The sequence below is a fragment of the Nocardia sp. NPDC050413 genome (assembly GCF_040655475.1).
In the GTDB taxonomy this organism is placed as follows: domain Bacteria; phylum Actinomycetota; class Actinomycetes; order Mycobacteriales; family Mycobacteriaceae; genus Nocardia; species Nocardia coubleae.
On record NZ_JBFAJZ010000006.1, the window covers coordinates 91,254 to 111,307 of the forward strand.

At 66.3% G+C, this 20,054-nt stretch carries 7 protein-coding genes, 1 tRNA gene and 1 pseudogene; 2 read left to right on the forward strand and 7 right to left on the reverse strand.

Annotated features, from left to right (window positions below; all coding sequences use genetic code 11):
• Positions 1-107: 107 nt before the first annotated feature.
• The gene (locus AB0I19_RS16865; RefSeq protein ID WP_357149617.1) at positions 108-1,979 is read right to left on the reverse strand and encodes an ATP-dependent helicase; all 1,872 of its coding nucleotides are present in this window, start codon (positions 1,977-1,979) and stop codon (positions 108-110) included.
• Positions 1,979-3,964, reverse strand: coding sequence for an AAA family ATPase (locus AB0I19_RS16870; RefSeq protein WP_357149620.1), 1,986 nt, complete (start codon positions 3,962-3,964; stop codon positions 1,979-1,981). The genes AB0I19_RS16865 and AB0I19_RS16870 overlap by 1 nt, the downstream gene beginning before the upstream one ends.
• A 234-nt stretch (positions 3,965-4,198) precedes the next feature.
• On the opposite strand from AB0I19_RS16870, the pseudogene AB0I19_RS16875 reads away from it, so the two are divergent.
• Positions 4,199-4,969: pseudogene (locus tag AB0I19_RS16875) on the forward strand (transposase).
• Positions 4,970-5,963: 994 nt separating this feature from the next.
• Here the strand turns inward: AB0I19_RS16875 and AB0I19_RS16880 are convergent.
• From AB0I19_RS16880 to AB0I19_RS16900, 5 genes are all read right to left on the reverse strand, one after another.
• Positions 5,964-7,118 carry a TerD family protein gene (locus tag AB0I19_RS16880; protein ID WP_357149623.1) on the reverse strand — a complete coding sequence of 385 codons (1,155 nt, stop codon included), beginning with the start codon at positions 7,116-7,118 and terminating at the stop codon, positions 5,964-5,966.
• Positions 7,119-7,597: 479 nt separating this feature from the next.
• Positions 7,598-8,194 (reverse strand): hypothetical protein, encoded by a 597-nt coding sequence (locus AB0I19_RS16885; RefSeq protein WP_357149626.1) that lies wholly within the window; start codon positions 8,192-8,194, stop codon positions 7,598-7,600.
• 240 nt (positions 8,195-8,434) lie between these two features.
• Positions 8,435-9,496 (reverse strand): site-specific integrase, encoded by a 1,062-nt coding sequence (locus AB0I19_RS16890; protein ID WP_357149629.1) that lies wholly within the window; start codon positions 9,494-9,496, stop codon positions 8,435-8,437.
• Positions 9,493-9,672: a hypothetical protein gene (locus AB0I19_RS16895; protein WP_357149631.1), complete on the reverse strand. Its 180-nt coding sequence runs from the start codon at positions 9,670-9,672 to the stop codon at positions 9,493-9,495. Before AB0I19_RS16895 ends, AB0I19_RS16890 begins: the two co-directional genes overlap by 4 nt.
• Positions 9,673-10,263: 591 nt before the next feature.
• A tRNA-Leu gene (locus AB0I19_RS16900) sits at positions 10,264-10,345 on the reverse strand.
• A gap of 396 nt (positions 10,346-10,741) precedes the next feature.
• On the opposite strand from AB0I19_RS16900, the gene AB0I19_RS16905 reads away from it, so the two are divergent.
• A complete protein-coding gene (locus AB0I19_RS16905) occupies positions 10,742-20,047 on the forward strand; it encodes a fatty acid synthase subunit beta domain-containing protein (RefSeq protein WP_357150148.1) in 9,306 nt (3,101 codons plus the stop codon).
• The last annotated feature ends 7 nt before the right edge of the window (positions 20,048-20,054 follow it).

Consider the following 20,054-nt stretch of genomic DNA (forward strand, 5'->3'; position numbering starts at 1 on the left):
GTTCCGTAGCAAGATTTCGATTCGTCCATGTTGGTGTGGGGCTGCTGCGATCGAATGGATTGCAGTGCGGCGATTCGTCGGCGACCATATATCGCATCAAATCAGGGTCAAGTCTGCTCCTCTGCTGGAGCCATGCGACGAGCCATCTCTACAACAAACCCAGAGGGCCCATCCTGCCTCCAGAAACCGTTTTTCGTGCGGTGCCCGGGGCCTACAATCAAGTGCAGTGCCGTTTCAGCCCGGGTTAGGGCTACGTAGAACGTGCGTCGTTGTTCTGCGAGCTCTGCCTTGTTGGGCCCACGCCACACGCCGCGGTCATTAACATTGCGCGGGATGATGCCTTTGAGTAGCCCTGGAAGGATCACTGTGTGAAATTCTCGCCCCTTCGCTGCGTGATAGGTGGTGAGCAGGACCTTGCCGATCACCTGCTCGCTCCGAGCGAGATCCTGCAGCGCGAGGTTCTCGGAGCGGCAGAGGTCGGCGAGGTCATCGAGGCCAGTGGTGTTGTCCTGGTCCGGGTGTGAGGCGGCCAATGCGTCGAGGTCGAGGCTCGCGCGTAGTTGCTGGAGCCAGTCGTGGGCGGGTGCGTCGGCCGGGTAAATCGGCTGGGGGTCTAGGCAGGTTTGCAGGGCCCGTGGCAAGGAAAGCCGCGATGCACTTGGAATCAGACAAGCTTCGGTTCGAAGTGTGGTGAGGGTGTGTGCCAACGTGGCGAGCGTCGGTGCTTCCGTTCGCCGCAACATGTCTAGGCGTTCGGAGTCAATGGCGGTGTGGATCTGGTAGCTCGTGACGGCGCGGCTGGCGCAGCGCTGAACGAATCGTGCGAGACTTCCGCCGGGAAGTTCATCCTCGCGCTCGTATAAGAAGTCAATTTTACGCAGAGTGAGTTCGCTATGGAGAGCATCAAGTAGCGGGCCGCGATGGGGGTAGAGGATTGCGATCCGCTCGGGGCTGATCTGTCTGCGCTGCGCACTTAGGGCGTAGTCGCAAGCAAGGCGTGCGTGGTCCTCGAGTCCTCCCTCGACCCGTTCGAGACTGACATCGCCGGGCGGCGCCCCATCACGTGCGCGACGACCTCGTGGAATTCCGAGGGCTGCCTCCGCTGCTGCGATGATGTCCTGACCGCTGCGATAGTTGATATCGAGTTCCAGATCGCGGAAGTCCTCTCGATCGGCCAACATTGTCAAATACTTGGCGTCGGCGCCGCTGAATCCGTAAACGGACTGGTCGGTGTCGCCGACAGCAAAAACGGTAATGCCGGCCAACTCGTGCAGGGTGACGACGAGCTCGTGCAGAACTCCGCCGAGGTCCTGGTACTCGTCCACGATGAGATGAGGAAATCGCGCTTGGAGAAGATCTCGGATGGCTTCATGATCTCGAACGATACGCACGGCGCGTATCACCATCGCCTCGAAGTCGATCACACCCTGGGTAACGAGCTGCTGCTCGTATACTCGTGCCGCCTCCACTTCTCGTGCATCGAAGGCGTCTAGTGGCTCACCACAGGCAATAGCGCGGCGAATCCTGGTGCTCTGAGGTGTGCGGTACTGGGCGACCATGTCGACGATTTCCACCTGATCAAAGCAATCCTGAAGTAGCGCTTGGGCCGCGGTATTGCTGAGAACTTGCCCTGCCTGGGGCGCAGGGTAGCCGGTGAGGTGTGCGAAGGGTCGCAGGATTTCGTTTAGACAGAATCCGTGGACAGTTGAGCAGGTGATTCTTCCTTCGGTGCGTACACCGCTCATGAGAATGCGGCGGCGCATCTCGTCAGCCGCCGTATTAGTGTAAGTGATGCATGCTACGCCACGGAAAGCGGAGATCTGTGTCTGTAGCAAGTAAGCGACTCGGGTAACCAAGGTGCGAGTCTTTCCACTACCAGGCCCGGCCCGCAGGACGACGTTGCCCGGGTGGACTACGGCATTATATTGTTTTGGGTGTAGCTCCTCAAGTTCCCTCAGAAGGGTATTGCTGATCTGCATCAATGACCTTCCGTGGGCTGGTTGCAGTCGGTGGTTGTCGGGCTCGCATTGAACAGTGCGGTTCCACGAGTTCTGTGCGAGATACGATCCAGGGCGAGGAAAAGGTAGGCAGCGGTGCCCAGGCTGCGCAAGGCTGGGGTGTCTATTGAAGACTTGTCGTTGGAGATACTGGCTACCGTGTGGATAAGCGCGAGTAGGTCTTTGCGTGCGACGTGCGCGGCGAGCCTCTGCGCGAAGCGACCTTTACCGAGTTCAGAGATTCGCTTGAGCATCTGCTTGCGGATGTCAGGGGCGACTGACGCGTTCTGTTCATTTGTGACACCGCTGCGTACGTCCGCGATCGCGTTGGCGTTGGTGCTTAGTTCCCGGAATGCCTGAACGATCTCTTCGCCAAACAAACCGCACAAATCGGTCTCCAAGGTCTGGGCGCCGACGTAGACGTTTATGCCTTCGAGCTCGTTAGTGAGGGTAACGCGGTCAAGTTGGTACCCGACGGCACAAGGCTCAGGCAATCTCTCGATCTGGGTTCGAATGGCCGCTGCGCGGGTCTCATCGGGGTGGAGGTTCGCACCTCGTCGCAGGCCAGCTTCCCGTAGGCCGCGCTTGTCGGCGGCAGCGTCTCCGTCCGTGACGATCAGGTGCGGTGTGTCTAGCCCTTTCGGCCCGAGAAGCGCGCGGTAGGGCTTGAAGTCGGTGCCATGCACGCTCGCCACTACGATTCCATAGGCATCGAGGTCGAACCCCGCGGCAGCTGCCAGTGCGGGCAATATGTACAGCTCGGCTAGTCCTTCGACCAGGATAACGGAGGAAGCGAACAGGACCTCAGCGCGGCTGACGTCGATGTATCGCTCTAAGTCGGCCGCCTCGTCGTCGGTTATCGGTATGCCGGCAGTGCTCGTCGCGGTGCTCCCATTCTCGGAGGTGCGTAGCACAATGAAGGAGCGGATCGGGGTGACCGCAGCAATGTGAGGGCTGTGTGTGGTGAGAATGAGGGACTGTCCGGTCCGTAACAGGTAGCCGAATAGATGCCGCTGGAGGCTGACGTGGAGATGCGCTTCCGGTTCTTCGACAGCCACCAAAGTGGCGACGAACTGTTCGTCCAAACGCTGCTGGCTGAGAGCTTCCAGCAGCAGTCCGAGGTAGATGACGTTGGCGCTGCCCAGACTAGTGTCGGAGATCCCCGTGCGGCGGGCTGTGTCGAAGAACAGGCGGACCGCGCGGATCAGCTCGTCTGGTTTGGATGAGGCGAACCCGAAGGTGGGCTGTACGGCCAAGCGTGGGCCGAACATAGCGCCAAGCCGATCCGTCAGGTGTCGCTCCAGTTTGCCGATGTTGTCGTCCTTGGTGAGTTGGTCGACGGCAGCGGCGATCACCGAGGCAGTCATCTGCAAGTTCGCCGGATCCAGAGGCAGTCGTTCAAGAAGATCCCGAAGGGGACTTCGCCGCCAGTTCTGGAGGTCGCTCTCGGCATCTCGTAGCGCTGGCAAGACCCGCAGAGCGACTTCGCGCCGAATAGTTCGCATGTCGTTGGTTTCGCTGGCGCCCGCGAAGGTGATGAAGTCATAGTCCTGGGTAGTCAGCGGCCGTTTAATGGACTTCAGGCCAGAGTCTGTCGCGTCGATCACCGTGCGGGGAGCGAAACGGTAAGTTAGCCGGGCGGTGTACGGGTCGACGTCCACAGTGGCAGCCGACAGGATGCTCTTAGCATCGTCGTCAGTGTCGTACCCCTGGAGCTCCACTACTACGGTTGCTTCAGCCCCACCGGCAAGGCCAGCCGGGTGCCCGTCCCAGATGTCCTCTTCACGCAGCACGCGGCGCGAGTCAGGTAGCGAAGGGTCGAGCACCAGGCGGATCGCCTCGATCAGGTTCGATTTTCCGACCCCGTTCTCGCCGACGATTACTGCGTGAGAGGGGAAGTCGTTGATATCCAGGTTCTGGAAATTGCGGAAGTTCCGTACTTCGAGCCGAGAGATGTGCAAGCCCATTCGTCCCTCTCCTCATGCCTGCTCTTGGTCAGCAGACATTCCGTCGTGCCGTGACCTGTTCACCGAAGGACCATCGTGTTTGGGCGGATGATCGCTACATGCCGGGGCAAAGACGCCGTATCGAGATCATTCGAAGCGAGGTGCCGAAACAGCCAGCGCCCAAGGGATGCTGGGGGTGTCGTCGAGGAGACTGTGTCTAAGGGATGTCCCGTCAGTTGTTGAGCAGCAACCGGTATGGGCTCGCCGGTGGTGATCTTGGCAGCTGATCCGGTGATGGTGGAGTTGTTCTCCGGGCTGCGGCCGACCACGTTTGCTCGACTGATCGCGCAGTTGCGGCGCGAGGGCGCTGACCGACCGCTACGCAGTCGACCGTGGGGATTGTGTTTCCAAGACCGGGTGTTGCTGGTCGCGACCTACTGGCGAACCAACCTCACGATGCGGCAACTCGCAGCGGTGTTCGGAGTCTCGAAGTCCACTGCCGCCCGGATGATCGAGGACCTGGACCAGCGTTGGCGCTACGGCCCCGAACCCGGTTCCCGCGTGGTGCGGTGCTGATCGTCGACGGGACTTTGGTCCCGACCCGAGATCACAAGGTCGCTGCCCAGAGCTAGAACTACCGGTACTTGACCAACCACCAGGTCGTTCATCGACGCCGATACCGAGCTGGTCGTCGCTAAGAAGACCGTTACCGGGTAACCGCAACGACTGCCGAGCTTGGACTGAGTCCGGTGTCGCCCACGCCGGCCGCAACGCGGTGGTGATCGCTGACGGCGGCTATCAGGGCACCGGTCTGATTATCCCGCACCGCCGATCACCGGGTGTCGTACTGCCGAAATGGAACAGGCCCACAACAAGTCCCACCGCAAGGTCCGTGCCCGTGTCGAGCATGCTTTCGCTCGGATGAAGATGTGGAAGATTCTGCTGAACTGCCGGTTACGTGGTGGCGGGGTGGGTGTCGCGATGGCTGGGGTAGCGACTCTGGCCAACCTTGCCCATGCCCACTGATTCTTGACCGGTGGACCGGTCGCCGTGACCGACCCAGACTTACGGGAGATCCCTTAGAGGGCCACTGGGTGAAGAACGGTGTGATCCTGTGTGCGGGGATAGGGCCGATCCATTCGGACCTCGGCATGCACCGACGAGTTCGGTGGCATCATGCTCAGGGGGAATCACCTGAACAGTTCGTGGGGCTCCATACCGGGAGTGGCAGGGGAGGACCTGCCCTAAGCGTGGCCGGGTGGCCAGCCGCGAGCGGGTGAACTTCATTCGTGAGCGCAGTAAGTGCCCCCGCGACTTCGAAGATGCTTGCTCGAACGTAGGTCAACGTTGCTCCGCCGGGCGTGAATTGGTGGGTATGGGCCGCGTAGGCGCGGGCGACCGCGAAGCCGAAGATGTCTGATGGTGAAGAATGGCGATATAGGGGTGGGGGTATATGGGGAGTGGTTGAGAGTGGCTGTGTGGGCGGGGCATAGAGGGGCGGGCGTGGAGATGGTTTGCGGGGGTGTGGGTGTGAGCGGTGTATTCGTCGTGTGCCCGTGGAGGGGGTGGTCCGGCTGACGATATACACCGGCGCGACGCGGCCGGACGCGCGAACGGCCGCACCGGCCGGACGGGCTGCACGCCATCCCCGGGTGGAGTTGACGAAGGAAACGAGAATGCTCCACAACAGAAGAATTCTTCAACGCACGGCCCTGTCCGGAGTGACTGTGCCTGGCGTACAAGACGCGCACACCCCTGCGCTCACCGAACCCGGCACCTACCCCCACCGCGCACGACAACAGCGCACGCCAGCGCGACCAACTACCGCCCGTGGCCGACAACCCGGCATCCTCGGCACCGCCGGATGTGCGGCCACCGATGGAGCGGACTCCGATCACGCCGACACAGCAACGGCGCAACAACCCGCCGCACACAACAACGCCGGCGAGCAAGGGCTCGCGCTGATCGGGCCGACTAGCGAAGCCACACGCCGTTGGTGTGGCCGGATGCGAGGGGGTCGCTATTGCGGGGCGACACGCCACCGTTTGGGTTTGGTCCAAGCTGCTTCGGCGAAGGCCTCCAGGCAGGTGCCATCGTCCGGGTCGTCGATGATTCGCACCATCCAAGGTCCGCGGAAGTCGTACCCGTCCTCGATCGCACGTTTGCTAATACGGTGCAGATCGCAGATCAGTTCCTTCACCTCGCATGGTCCGGCGCCGGCGCCACCTCGCCACTCGGGGCTGCGCAAGTCTGGTCGATAGCCATGGGTGGATGTCATCCCGTCTTCTTCGAAGACGACCCGGATTCCGTGGAGCGGGCGAATATGTTGGGGACTCGCGAAGAAACTGATCCGGCGCGCGGTGTATTCGTCGATGGCGTCGGCTGGGTCAAATGCGATCTCCCACCACAGGTTCTCGGCCTGCAGGTCGGCCCCAGCGAGCACGACCTCGAACATGTGCTCAAGGTCGAGCAGCAGCATCTCAAACCCACTCGGCACGTTGTAGGAGGAAGTCGCGCCATCACGTGTGACGGTGAACTGCTTCTCCACCGGGTACGCGGTCAACTCTGCTGTCCCGTCTACGGCTACGACCGGGGTTCGGAGTGGCGCGGAGGTTTGCGGTACGGCTGCGTCGAGTCTGGTGTTGTCCGTCCTCGCCGCATGCGTGGTGGGGGCAGGGGTGGTGTCGACCTCGACACCGTGCTGGATGAGCAGAGCCGCCACGCCGTCGTTCCAGCCAGCAGAAACGTTGCGGGCCTTCCACCCTCCGTCGCGGCGGTAGATTTCGAGCAGTACTGCCGATCGTTCGCTAGTCAAGCCAACTGCGTGAGCGATGAGCTCAGATCCCGATGGACTAGTTACCGCAACACCTAGTCCTGTGATCGTGGCGAGGCTCCCCGCCGTCGCGTCGTCGACGGCAACAGCTACCCGCAGGAACCGCACCGTTGCTGGCACTCGCAGCAGATCGATTTCGACGCGGTCACCTACGAGCTGTACGGCACCCTCCGGCGAGACCGGCGCGTTGTAGAAAATTAGATCTTGGTCATGACGAACCTTCTCGTCTGGACCGAGCTGGATCACAAACAGGTCTACCGCCCCGGCTCGCGCGCCAGCGATGGCGATGGTGAGCAGGTGATCACACAGCGGGGCGTTCTGCCCGCGAATCAATCCGACCATGACGTTGCGCGGCCGGGAATTCCCGGCCCTCCCTCCTGCAGCTGCGGAACCCGAATCTTCGCAGACGGTGCGGCAACAGGCATGCGGTTCCCGGCATCACGTGAACATCCACGGTGAAGTTGCGGCTCGGGATCAGGTGACGCACGGCACCCGCTCAAATGTCCCCACGCACGTCATGAGAATTCATGACCTGGTGATATCGAAGGGCGCTTGGGGGCAAAGTTTCCGAAGAGCATCGACAGCAAGATGACTGATCTGTTGGGGGCACCGTGCAGGCCGTTTCGGCTTCGGACGGCGGTACATCGATTTGGTGATAACGGTGCCTGGCGTGGCGTCTCATGTCCTCGAACCGCCCACTCGCCGGGACACCTGTCGACAAGCGCTTCTCATCCATCACAGGGACTGAGCACAACACGCAAGGCCTGCCCCAACGGGCCCGTCTGTTCAGCCTCTCAGATTCGTTCGATGGCCAGCAGGGTTCAGGGGGCTTCGACGATCTCGTCGAGTGCAACGCGGGCTGCCTCAAGAAGGTCGCGGTGGGAGGCCAGGAAGGTGTCGCCCGCAGTGTCGACCTTGCGCCGGAATTCGGTTAGGTCTTGTGCGATTGCGTGCGCTTGGGCGAATTCTTCGACCGCACCAACTAGTTCGCTGAAGTCGGTGTGGACTGTGTGTGCGGCCTGAGCGACGGTGTGAGGGCCTTCGAGGATGACTTTGTGGTGGGCTTGTTCGGCACCTTTGAACAGCTCGCGAATCTCAGCGAGTCGGGCTGGCTCGAACGGTACCGGCTCCGGCTCGGATCGTAGGTCGCGGAAGTATCGCTGGTTGGCCCGATCTGCATTCGACAGAGCGTCAAGTAGATCGAGGTATGCGGCTTGGCGTCGTTCACGACGCCAGCGCAGGTGCTCGGACCGCAACTCGCGCAGTTGCTCGTCGGTATGTGCCTGCTGCTCACGAGCGTGCTGGCGCTCCAGTGCAGCTTGACGCCGTCCGTCAGACTTCGCTGCGATGGCCGCGGTGAACGCTGCGCCGATAGCCGTGCCGAAGATCCCCACGGCCGCGATGAGAACGCTGATCACGAAACCCCCTCCAGGCTCGCTGTCGACTGTAGGCGTGATTCGGGCAGTCAAACAGGCGAACGACGAATGGATCGTCGGCTCGCTGGATGGCAACAGATGTTGGTAGACAGCATTTTTCGTTGACGTACCGGCAGCCGCGCAGCCTCCGGTGCGTGGGCACGTGGTGCGCACGCACCGGACTGGCTTGAACGTGCCTGGTCTACGGGCATGCCAGTAGCAATGTCAGGTGGGTGCGTTGGCTCAGGGCGCAGTGATGGCCAACACCTGTGCTACTTGCGTTCCAGCTCCACGAGCGAGCGGGTGGGGTTCACCCGTGAGGACAGCTAGCGCTGCTGCGACTTCGTGCACTTGGGCTTTGACGTAGGTATCGGTTGTGCCAGTGGTCTTTCCGCGGTGCCCGGCGAAAGCTCGTGCCACGGCGTAGCTGAACGTGCGTTCGACCCACGTAAGGGTGGTGTGGCGCAGCCAGTGCGTGGTGACACTTTGGGTCGCTACCCAGGGCAGCGATTCGCCCACGCGGCTCCAGATGTAGTCGTATCGGCGCCCCGTGATTGGGCGTCCGTGGTGGTATCGCAACAACTGGCCGGTGAACGGGGTGTGTCGGGTGGTCGCGTGGTCGTGCAGGTGCCGCATCAGCGTCGGCGACACGGGCTGCCAGCGGTCCGAGCCGCCCTTCTCTCGAAGGAACGCCAGGCATTGGTCGCGATCGAGATCCTGGGGGCGCATCGCCAGTGCGCCGCCGCGACGGCATGCGGTTTCGAGGTGGAAACGCAGGATCAGGGAGTCGAGTTCGGGGTCGTCTCCGGAGGTGGCTGCGATCTGGCAGATTTCGGCGACCTGACCGGACGGGATCGCATAGCGGTGTGAGGCGCGGCGGGTTGGGATCGGGAGCTTTCGTGCTGGATTGTCCTGCGGTCGAATCCAACCAGCCTCTTCCGCGTAGCGGTAGATGCAGCGCACTGCGGACACGTAGTGCTCGACCGCGCTCGTGCCTCCTCGCGATGCGCGATTCGTTCGAGCGTTCGCTTGCACCATCTGTGCGAGTTGTTCCAACTCATGATGGGTGGGTTCGCCCAATGATCGGTTTGCCCATCGGAACTCGAGTAGGTCGAAGTGGGTGCCATAGGTACGGGCCGTCCCCGCCGTCAGACGGGCACGCACGCGCGGGATCGCCTCGGCGAAAGTCGGCGCGGTGGGTGCGGTGTCGATGAGATCGGTCGCGGCGATGCCCATCTGGGCCAGCAGTAGCCGAGCGGCAGCCAGAGCCTCGGCAGTGATAGGGGAGCCAACAGTGTCTGTCACAGTGTCTCCTCCAGAAGTCGGCGGCTCTGACCGGTCAGGTTGTCGAGTACGGCGGGCGGATGGATCAGCAGTCCGCGCAAAGTGCGGTGTGCCATCAGCAGCACCCGGTCGCCTTCCATCAGTCCGACGCGGCGGCGAGTGCGGAACGGGATACGCAGGAACCCGGCACCGGTCATTGCGATCGACCCGTCCTCGGTCTCGCGGACAAGGATCAGTCGACCCTCCGGGGCACGACACGGTTAGCCGGGTACACGGAGACCAACCCAACTGGGTGAACACCGAACGGTCGGCAACACGTCCGGACTCTCCGACTACCGCTATCCCGTAGGCAAGGTTCTTGTTGGCTGATCGGGGAACGGCGAACACCGGCAGTGGGCCGTGGATGCGTTCTTCCAGTCCAGTCAGCGGCTCGATCATCGCCGATCACCCCGCCCCGACGACGACATGAGATGCCAGGCGTCCGGCTGATCAAAAGTGGCACAGCTGCCACCCTGAGAATTAGGTTCGCGCACGTCAGGCGCTTCTGGTGCCGAACTTGTGTATCTACACGGGCACTCGCACACCCGATAGTGCGTGAGCGCTACTCGCGTTCGAGAATCTGGCCTACAGACCGGTTTCGCGGAACGGCGGTCATCGCCGAAATGTGGCACAGCTGCCACCGGTGACACAGGTTACGCAGGTCATGGTCGTTCACGGGTGCTCTCCTGAGTGTGCGAGTGCACTCGAACACGCAGAAGCCCTGATCTGACCCGAAGGCCAGGAATGTGTGCGCGAGAGGGGACTTGAACCCCTACGTCCGTGGACACCAGAACCTAAATCTGGCGCGTCTGCCAATTTCGCCACTCGCGCTGGATGTGTACGACCGTCCAAACTCTACCGGGCGAATCGGGCTCTCCCAAGCGTTGGGGCGGCGTGGCGTACTGGTGGGTAACACGACCTGGGGTTATAACGATTCGATAAAGGTCAATATGAGGGGCACTCATGTTTTGCAAACGGACAGTAGGGCCTCACCTGCGCGTTCAAACATGAGGCGGGGTCATGTTTCAGAATAAAGTGGTACGGGCGTGCGGAAATACTGGGTGGTAGCTGCCGTGGGGGCGGCAAACGTGAGGCTTTCCTCATGATTTTGTGCGATCGTGGCTTCTAACAGGCCCGAGGGGCTGCCGGATACGTGTGCGTGCCGTCGGTGGGCGGAGCGCCAGGAGAAGGAAGTCGAGCGACTTGACGATCAACGAGAGCACCGAGATGGGCACGGGATCGACCGCGAAAGCCGAAGGTCGTGGCCGGGCAACGGGTGTCCGGGTGTCGCTGCTCGAGCAGTTGCGTGGTGGCGCGGGGTACGCGCTGGCCTTTGGCGGACAGGGCGCGCAGTGGCTGCGTGAGCTCGAGGAGATCGGGCGCGACAGCGCGCTGGAATCGGAGCTGACGGCGCTGGTCGGCGAGGCCGCGGCGCTGGTCGATCCGGTTGCCACCCAGTTGCTGATGGTTCGTCCAGGTGGGTTCGACCCCATGGGCTGGGTGCTGGAGAGCGAACTCGACGAGCCGGAGGAGCCGTCCTCGGCGCCGGCCGACGCGGTACTTCGGTCGGCGGCCGTATCGATGCCGGGCGTGCTGCTCACCCAGCTCGCGGCGATTCGCGCGCTGCGGCTGCAGGGCCTCGACCCGGCCGAGCACGCGCCGGTCGCCGTCATCGGGCACTCCCAGGGGCTGTTCGCCGCCGAGGCCGTGCGCGCCGGTGGCGCCCGCGACGCGGAGCTGCTGGCGATTGCCCAGCTCGTCGGTGCGGCCGCCGGTCTGATCGCGCGCAGGCGCGGGCTGATGCCGGTGGGGGAGCGTTCGCCGATGGTCGCGGTGTCGAATGTCGATCCGGAGCAGTTGCGCGCGATCGTCGCCGAGGTGAGCGAAGGGGTCGACCCGGCGCAGGCCGCGGTGGTGTCGATCCGCAACGGCCGCAGGCGGGTCGTGCTGTCGGGTGCGCCCGCGCAGCTCGACCGGGTGCGGGCGCGCTGCGCGCAGCTGCACGAGGAACAGAACCGTGAGCGCGAGGCGAAGATCCGTGGTGGCGCGGTGTTCTCGCCCGTCTTCGAAGACGTGACCGTCGACGTCGCCTTCCACCATCCGGCCCTGGCCGAGACCGTCGACGTGGTCGCGGGCTGGGCCCGTCAGTGCGAGCTCGACGTAGACCTGGCCGCCTCCCTCGCCCAGCAGATCCTGGTCGACCCGATCGACTGGGTCGCCATCGTCGACTCCGCCGTCGAGGCGGGTACCCAGTGGATCCTCGACCTCGGCCCCGGCGACCTGCTCTCGCGCCTGACCGGTGGTTCGCTCAAGGGCACCGGTGTCGGTGTCGTCGCGGCGGCCACGCGCGCGGGTCAGCGCAGCCTGCTCACCCCGGGTGCGGCGCCCGAACCGTCGGTGCCGTGGTCGGCGTTCGCGCCCAAGCCGGTGCGCCTGCCCAACGGCCGCATCGTCGTGGAGACCGCGTTCACCCGCCTCACCGGCCGTTCGCCGATCCTGCTCGCCGGTATGACGCCGACCACGGTCGACGCGAAAATCGTCGCGGCGGCGGCCAATGCGGGGCACTGGGCGGAGCTGGCCGGTGGCGGACAGGTCACCGAACAGATCTTCGCCGACCGGATGACCGAGCTGCGTCAGCTGCTGCAGCCGGGGCGCGCGGTGCAGTTCAACTCGCTGTTCCTCGACCCGTACCTGTGGAAGCTGCAGCTCGGCGGCAAGCGGCTGGTGCAGAAGGCACGTGCGGCCGGTGCGCCGCTGGACGGCGTGATCGTCACCGCGGGTATCCCCGAACTCGACGAAGCCGTCGCGCTGATCGCCGAACTCACCGAGGTCGGCATCAGCCACGTGGCGTTCAAACCGGGCACCGTCGCCCAGATCCGGGCTGTGCTGCGCATCGCCGACGAGGTGCCCGACTACCCGGTCATCATGCACATCGAAGGCGGCAAGGCCGGCGGGCATCACTCCTGGGAAGACCTGGACGACCTGCTGCTGGCCACCTACGCCGAACTGCGCGCCCGCGCCAACGTGGTCGTCTGCGTCGGTGGCGGCATCGGCACGCCCGAGCGCGCCACCGACTACCTCACGGGCACCTGGGCGACGAACCACGGCTACCCGGTGATGCCGCTCGACGGTGTGCTGGTCGGCACCGCGGCGATGGCCACCCTCGAGGCGACCACCGCACCCGAGGTGAAGCAGCTGCTCGTCGACACCCCCGGCACCCCCGACTGGGTGGGTGCGGGCACCGCGAGCGGCGGCATGGCCTCGGGCCGCAGCCAGCTCGGCGCCGACATCCACGAGATCGACAACGCCGCCTCGCGCACCGGCCGCCTGCTCGACGAGGTCGCCGGTGACGCCGACGCCGTGGCCGCGCGCCGCGACGAGATCATCGCCGCGCTCGATGCCACCGCCAAGCCGTACTTCGGCGACGTGGCGACCATGACCTACCAGCAGTGGCTGGAACGCTATGTCTCCCTGGCCGTTTCCAGCGATGTCCCGATCTCCTTCGATTGCGGCAGCGATATCGGTGACGCCATTCGCGACGCCACCCGCTCGGACTGGCTCGACATCAGCTGGCGCGACCGGTTCGCGGAGATGATGCGCCGCACCGAGGCCCGGCTGCACCCGGCCGACCGCGGCGAGATCGAAACCCTCTTCGCCGACGATGCCGACTTCGAGCACCCCGTGCAGGCGCTGTGCGCGCTGAAGAAGCAGTACCCGGCCGTCGCCGAGACCGTGCTGCACCCGGCCGACGTGCCGTTCTTCGTGTCGCTGTGCAAGACGCCGGGCAAGCCGGTGAACTTCGTGCCCGTCATCGACGCCGATGTGCGCCGCTGGTGGCGCTCGGATTCGCTGTGGCAGGCCCATGACCCGCGCTACTCGGCCGACCAGGTGTGCGTGATCCCCGGCACCGTCGCCGTCGCGGGCATTACCCGGGTCGACGAGCCGGTGGGTGAACTGCTCGACCGCTTCGAGCAGGACGCCGCGTTCAGCCTGGTCCGTTCGGGTGTCACCCCCGCGCCGGTGGACGCGCGCCGGGTGGCCGGTGTGGTCGCGGGCCCGATCGACACGGTGCTGGCGGCCCCCGATGTGCAGTGGGCCGGGCGCACCACCGTCAACCCGGTGCATCGCCTCGGCGCGGTCTCGGAGTGGGTGGTCGAGCAGGGCAGTGCGGTGCACACCGGTACCGGTGCCACCCTCACCGAAACGACCGGCCCGGAAGCCGAATTCAGCTATGTCGAACTGGTCGTTCCGTTGCTCGGCAAGGACGCGGTGCGCATCCGGATCACCGTCCCGACGAGTGTGTACTCCGGTGGGGCACCGGTCATCACCGAAGCCGATACCGAAGCCGCCATGTCCGCACTGCTCGGCGTCGCCGCCGGTGCGTCGCTGCCCGAGGTGAAATCCGGGGTGGCACACCTGAACCTGGCCTGGCGGCCGGATCTCATCGCCGACCACGCGGGCGTCACCGGCTCGGGTCTGCCCGAGACACTCAGCACCCTCGGCCGGACCGCACCCGACGTGCTCGTCGGCGCCTGCTGGCCCGCCGTCTTCGCGGTGCTCGGCGCGGCCCGCACGCCCGCGGGCGGTTCGGTGATCGAGGGCATGCTCGACCTGGTCCACCTGGACCACCAGATCGAACTGCTCGCCGAACTTCCCTCGGAGACAGCGATTCTCGTCGTCCGCGCCGACGGCGGTGAAGTGGTCGACACCGATATGGGCCGCGTGGTCGAGGTGGCCGTGAGCATCGGCGTCATCCTCGATCAGGGCCTCGACGCCACCCCGCTGGCCCGATTGGTCGAACGGTTCGCCATCCGCGGCCGCAACGGCGCCGGTGAGCTCACCGACCCGCCACGTGCCGCCGGGTCCGTGTCCGGCGCGGCCACCGACACCCCGCGTCGCCGCCGTCGCGATGTGAGCATGGCCGCGCCGCGCGCCATGCACGCCTTCGCCGCCGTTTCGGGCGACCACAACCCGATCCACACCAGTGAGGCCGCCGCCAAGCTGGCCGGCCTGGGCAGCCCGATCGTGCACGGCATGTGGCTCTCGGCCGCCGCCCAGCACGCCGTGGTGGCGGTGGATCCCGAAAGCTCCGTTCCCGCACGCACTCTCACGGCATGGACCACCCGGTTCCTCGGCATGGTGCGCCCCGGCGCGACCGTGGACGTGCGGGTGGAGCGGATCGCGGTGGACGCGGGCGCAGAGATCGTCGAGGTCTCCTGCCGCGTCGAGGGTGACCTGGTCATGACCGCGACCGGGCGCACCGCCGCCCCGAAGACCGTGTACGCCTTCCCCGGGCAGGGCATCCAGCGCAAGGGGATGGGCCTGGACGCACTGACCCGCTCGAAGGCGGCCAAGCAGGTGTGGGAGCGTGCCGACGCGCACACCCGCGAAGCACTCGGTTTCTCGATCCTGGCGGTGGTGCGCGACAACCCCACCTACCTCAAGGCGCGCGGTGTCGAACACCGCCACCCCGACGGTGTGCTGCACCTGACCCAGTTCACCCAGGTCGCCATGGCGACCCTCGGTGTCGCCCAGGTCGCCGAGCTGCGCGAGGCCGGTGCCTTCGTGGAAGGCGCCATGCTGGCCGGGCACTCGGTCGGTGAGTACAACGCGCTGGCCGCCGTGGCCGGAGTGCTGCCGCTGGAAGCCGTGCTCGAGGTGGTGTTCCAGCGTGGTTCGGCCATGCACGAGCTGGTCCCGCGTGACGCGCAGGGCCGCAGCGACTACCGGATGGCCGCCATCCGTCCGTCGCAGATCGGCCTGCCCGACGACGAGGTCATCGACTTCGTCACCGGCATCGGCGAAGCGACCGGCGAGTTCCTCGAGGTCGTGAACCTGAACCTGCGCGGCTCGCAGTACGCCATCGCGGGCACCGTCGCCGGGCTCGAGGCCCTGGAGACCGAGATCGACCGTCGCCGCGCCGAGTTCGGTGGCAAGCGGGCGTTCATCCTGGTTCCCGGTATCGACGTGCCGTTCCACTCCTCGGTGCTGCGCGACGGTGTGCCGGAGTTCCGGCACAAGCTCGAACAGCTGCTGCCCACCGAGGTGCACCCGGAGGTGCTGGTCGGGCGCTACATCCCGAACCTGGTGCCGCGGCCGTTCTCGCTGGAGCGGGAATTCCTCACCGAGATCGCCGAACTCGTTCCGTCGGAGCCGCTGCAGGCGGTGCTCGCCGACTTCGACAGCTGGGCCGAGCGCGATGCCGAACTGTGCCGCGTGGTGCTGATCGAGCTGCTGGCCTGGCAGTTCGCCAGCCCGGTCCGCTGGATCGAGACCCAGGACCTGCTGTTCACCGACACCGCCCACGGTGGTCTCGGCGTGGAGCGTTTCGTCGAGATCGGTCTCGGTGCCACCCCGACCGTGGCGAATCTGGCCAGCCAGACGCTGAAGCTGCCCGCGTTCGGTGGGGCGACCGTCGAGGTGGTCAATGTCGAGCGCGACGCCGCGGTCGTCTACTCCACCGATACCGATCCGGCGCCGGTAGAGGACGACATCGAGGAGACCCCGGTCGCCGAAACCCCCGCCGCCGCAGCCGCTCCCGTGGCCGCCGCACCGGTGGCGACCGGCGGACCGCGCCCCGACGACATCGCCTTCACCGCCGCCGACGCCACCCGGGTGCTCATCGCGCTGTGGACCAAGCTGCGCCTGGACCAGATCGGTCCGGTCGACACCATCGAGGGCCTCTGCGACGGTGTGTCCTCGCGGCGCAACCAGCTGCTCGTCGACCTCGGCGCGGAGCTCTCGCTCGGTGCCATCGACGGCGCCGCCGACGCCGACATGGGCGCGCTCGCGGCCACCGTCGAACGCCTGGCCCGCACCTACAAGCCGTTCGGCACCGTGCTCACCGACGCCATCGGCGACCACCTGCGCAAGGTCTTCGGGCCGTCGGGCAAGCGCCCGGCCGCCATCGCGGACCGGGTCAAGAAGGTCTGGGAACTGGGTGACGGCTGGGCCAGCCACGTCACCGCCGAGGTCTCGCTCGGCACCCGCGAAGGCGCCAGCGTGCGCGGCGGGGACCTCGGCGGACTCGTCGGCGGTGCTCTCACCGACGCCGCCTCCGTCGATGCCGCCATCGACGCGGCCGTGCAGGCCGTCGCCGCCCGGCGCGGGGTCGCGGTCTCGCTGCCTTCGGCCGGTGGCGCGTCCGGCGGTACCGTCGACGCGGCCGCGCTCGGTGAGTTCACCGAGCAGATCACCGGCCGCGACGGCGTGCTCGCCACGGCGGCCCGGGTGGTGCTCGAGCAGCTCGGCCTCAGCGAGCAGGTGAGCGCGCCCGAAGCCACCCCCGACACCCTCGTCGACCTCGTGTCGGCCGAACTGGGTTCGGACTGGCCGCGTCTGGTCGCTCCCGCGTTCGACGCCCGCAAGGCCGTCCTCATCGACGACCGCTGGGCCACCGCCCGCGAGGATCTCGCCAAGATGTGGCTCGGCAACGACGCCGAGACCGCCCAGCTGTCGATCGACGGCTACTACGGTGCCGGGGAAGCTGTTGCCGCACAGGCGAACTGGTGGCGTCAGCGGGCCATGCACGAGGCCCGTTCGGTGCTGGCCGGGGTGTACGCGCAGATCGCGCAGGCCGCCCTCGACACCAGCGAACCGGGGCTGTGGTCCGACGACGTCGCCGTGATCACCGGTGCCAGCAAGGGTTCCATCGCCGCCGCCGTCACCGGCAAGCTGCTCGCCGGCGGTGCCACCGTGGTGGTGACCACCTCGAGCCTGAACGACGAACGGCTGCGGTTCTACCGCTCGCTGTACCGCGACAACGCCCGCCACGGCGCGGCCCTGTGGGTGGTGCCCGCGAACATGGCCTCCTACCAGGACCTGGACGCGCTCATCGAGTGGGTCGGGTCCGAGCAGGTCGACAACGCCGGTGGCGCCAAGATCAAGGTCAAGGACGCCATGACCCCGACGCTGCTGCTGCCGTTCGCGGCGCCGCGCGTCGCGGGCGATCTCGCCGACGCCGGTGCGCGTGCCGAGATGGAGATGCGCGTGCTGCTGTGGTCGGTGGAGCGGCTGATCGGCGGCCTGTCCGCCCTCGGCGCCGACCACGACGTCGACGCGAAACTGCATGTGGTGCTTCCGGGTTCGCCCAACCGTGGCCTCTTCGGTGGTGACGGCGCCTACGGCGAGTCCAAGGCCGCGCTCGACGCCGTGGTCGCCAAGTGGCGGGCCGAGAAGTCGTGGGCCGCGCGGGTCACCCTGGTGCACGCGCTGATCGGCTGGGTGCGCGGCACCGGACTGATGGGGCACAACGACCCGATGGTCGAGGCCGTCGAGGCGGCGGGCGTACACACCTGGTCGACCGCCGAGATGGCCGACGAACTGCTGAAGTGGTGCACCTCGCGTGCCCGTCAGGTGACGGTCACCGGCCCGCAGCAGATCGACCTGACCGGCGGCCTGGCCCGCGCCAAGCTCGACCTGCCCGCGCTGGCCAAGCAGGCACAGGAAGCGGCCGCCGCGGCCGAGGAGGAAGCGGCCACGGCCGCGACCATCGCCGCGCTGCCCGCACCGCCGACCATGAGCTCGGCGCTGCCGGTGCCCGAATGGGGCGAGGTGACCGCCGATCTCAGCGAGATGGTCGTCATCGTCGGCGCGGGCGAGCTCGGCCCGTACGGCTCCTCGCGCACGCGTTTCGAGATGGAGGTCGAGGACGAGCTCTCGGCCGCCGGCGTGCTCGAGCTGGCCTGGACCACCGGTCTGATTCGCTGGGAGAACGAGCCGAAGCCGGGCTGGTACGACACCGAATCCGGTGATTTCGTGCCAGAGGAAGAGGTGGCCGAGCGCTACCACGACACCGTCGTCGAACGCTGCGGTGTGCGCCGCTACGAAGACGACGGCGCCATGCTCGACAACGCCGCACCGCTGCTCACCTCGGTGTTCCTCGACCAGGACCTGTCGTTCACGGTGGCGAGCGAGGCAGAGGCCCGCGCGTTCCACACCGCGGATCCCGAGCACACGGTGATCACCCCGGTCGCCGATTCCAGCGACTGGACCGTCACCCGCAAGGCGGGCACCGAGATCCGGGTGCCGCGCAAGGCGAAGCTGTCGCGTGTGGTCGGCGGCCAGATCCCGACCGGCTGGGACCCGACCATCTGGGGCATCTCCGCCGACATGGCGGCCTCGATCGACCGGGTGGCGCTGTGGAACATCGTCTGCACCGTCGACGCGTTCGTCTCGGCGGGCTTCAGCCCCGACGAGCTGATGAGCTGGGTGCACCCGAGCCTGGTGGCCAACACCCAGGGCACCGGTATGGGCGGCATGTCCTCGATGCGCTCGCTCTACGTCGACAACCTGCTCGGCGAGCCGCGCCCGAACGACATCCTGCAGGAGGCGCTGCCCAACGTCGCACTGGCGCACGTGGTGCAGTCCTATGTCGGCAGCTACGGCGCCATGGTGCACCCGGTCGCGGCGTGCGCCACGGCGGCGGTGTCGGTGGAGGAAGGCGTCGACAAGATCCGGCTCGGCAAGGCCGAGGTGGTGGTCGCCGGTGGTTACGACGATCTCGGTATCGAGGGCATCGTCGGCTTCGGTGACATGTCGGCCACCGCCGACTCGGCGGCCATGCGCGCCAAGGGCATCAGCGACCGGTACTTCTCCCGCGCCAACGACCGCCGTCGCGGCGGCTTCGTGGAATCCCAGGGTGGCGGCACCGTGCTGCTGGCCCGCGGTGACGTGGCCGTGGAGATGGGCCTGCCGGTGCTTGGCGTACTGGCCTTCGCGCAGTCCTTCGCCGACGGCGTGCACACCTCCATCCCGGCACCGGGTCTCGGTGCGCTGGGTGCGGGGCGTGGCGGCAGCGGTTCGCGGCTGGCCGCCGAGTTGCGCAAGCTCGGTGTCACCCCGGACGACATCGCGGTGATCTCCAAGCACGACACCTCCACCGCCGCCAACGATCCCAACGAGTCCGAGCTGCACGAGCGGCTCGCGGGCGCGCTGGGTCGCAGCGAGGGCGCACCGCTGTTCGTGGTGTCGCAGAAGAGCCTCACCGGCCACGCCAAGGGCGGCGCGGCGGCCTTCCAGCTCATCGGCCTGTGCCAGGTGCTGGAAAACGGTGTGGTGCCGCCGAACCGGAGCCTGGACTGTGTCGACGAGAAGATGCAGGCCTACCCGCACCTCGTGTGGGCCCGCGAACCGCTGCGCTTCGGCGAGAAGTTCGCGCTCAAGGCCGGTCTGGTGACCTCGCTCGGCTTCGGGCACGTGTCGGGTCTGCTCGCGGTGGTGCATCCGCAGGCGTTCCTGGCCGCGATCGAACCGGGTGCGCGCGCGGAGTACCAGGAGCGGGCGCAGGCGCGTCAGCTGGCGGGCAGGCAGCGTTTCGCCGAGGCCATGTGCGGCGGCGCGGCACTGTACGAGAAGCCGGCCGATCGTCGCCTCGGCGCCGACGGCACCCCGGCCAAGCAGGTCCGGCAGCTCGAGGCCGACATGCTGCTCTCGCCCACGGCCCGCCTCGACCAGGGGCTGTACCGGGCCAACGGAATCGGTTGCGAGACCGGGCTGCTCGGTTCCGCTCCGCAGACCAGCGAAGCGTCGTAGGCTGCCG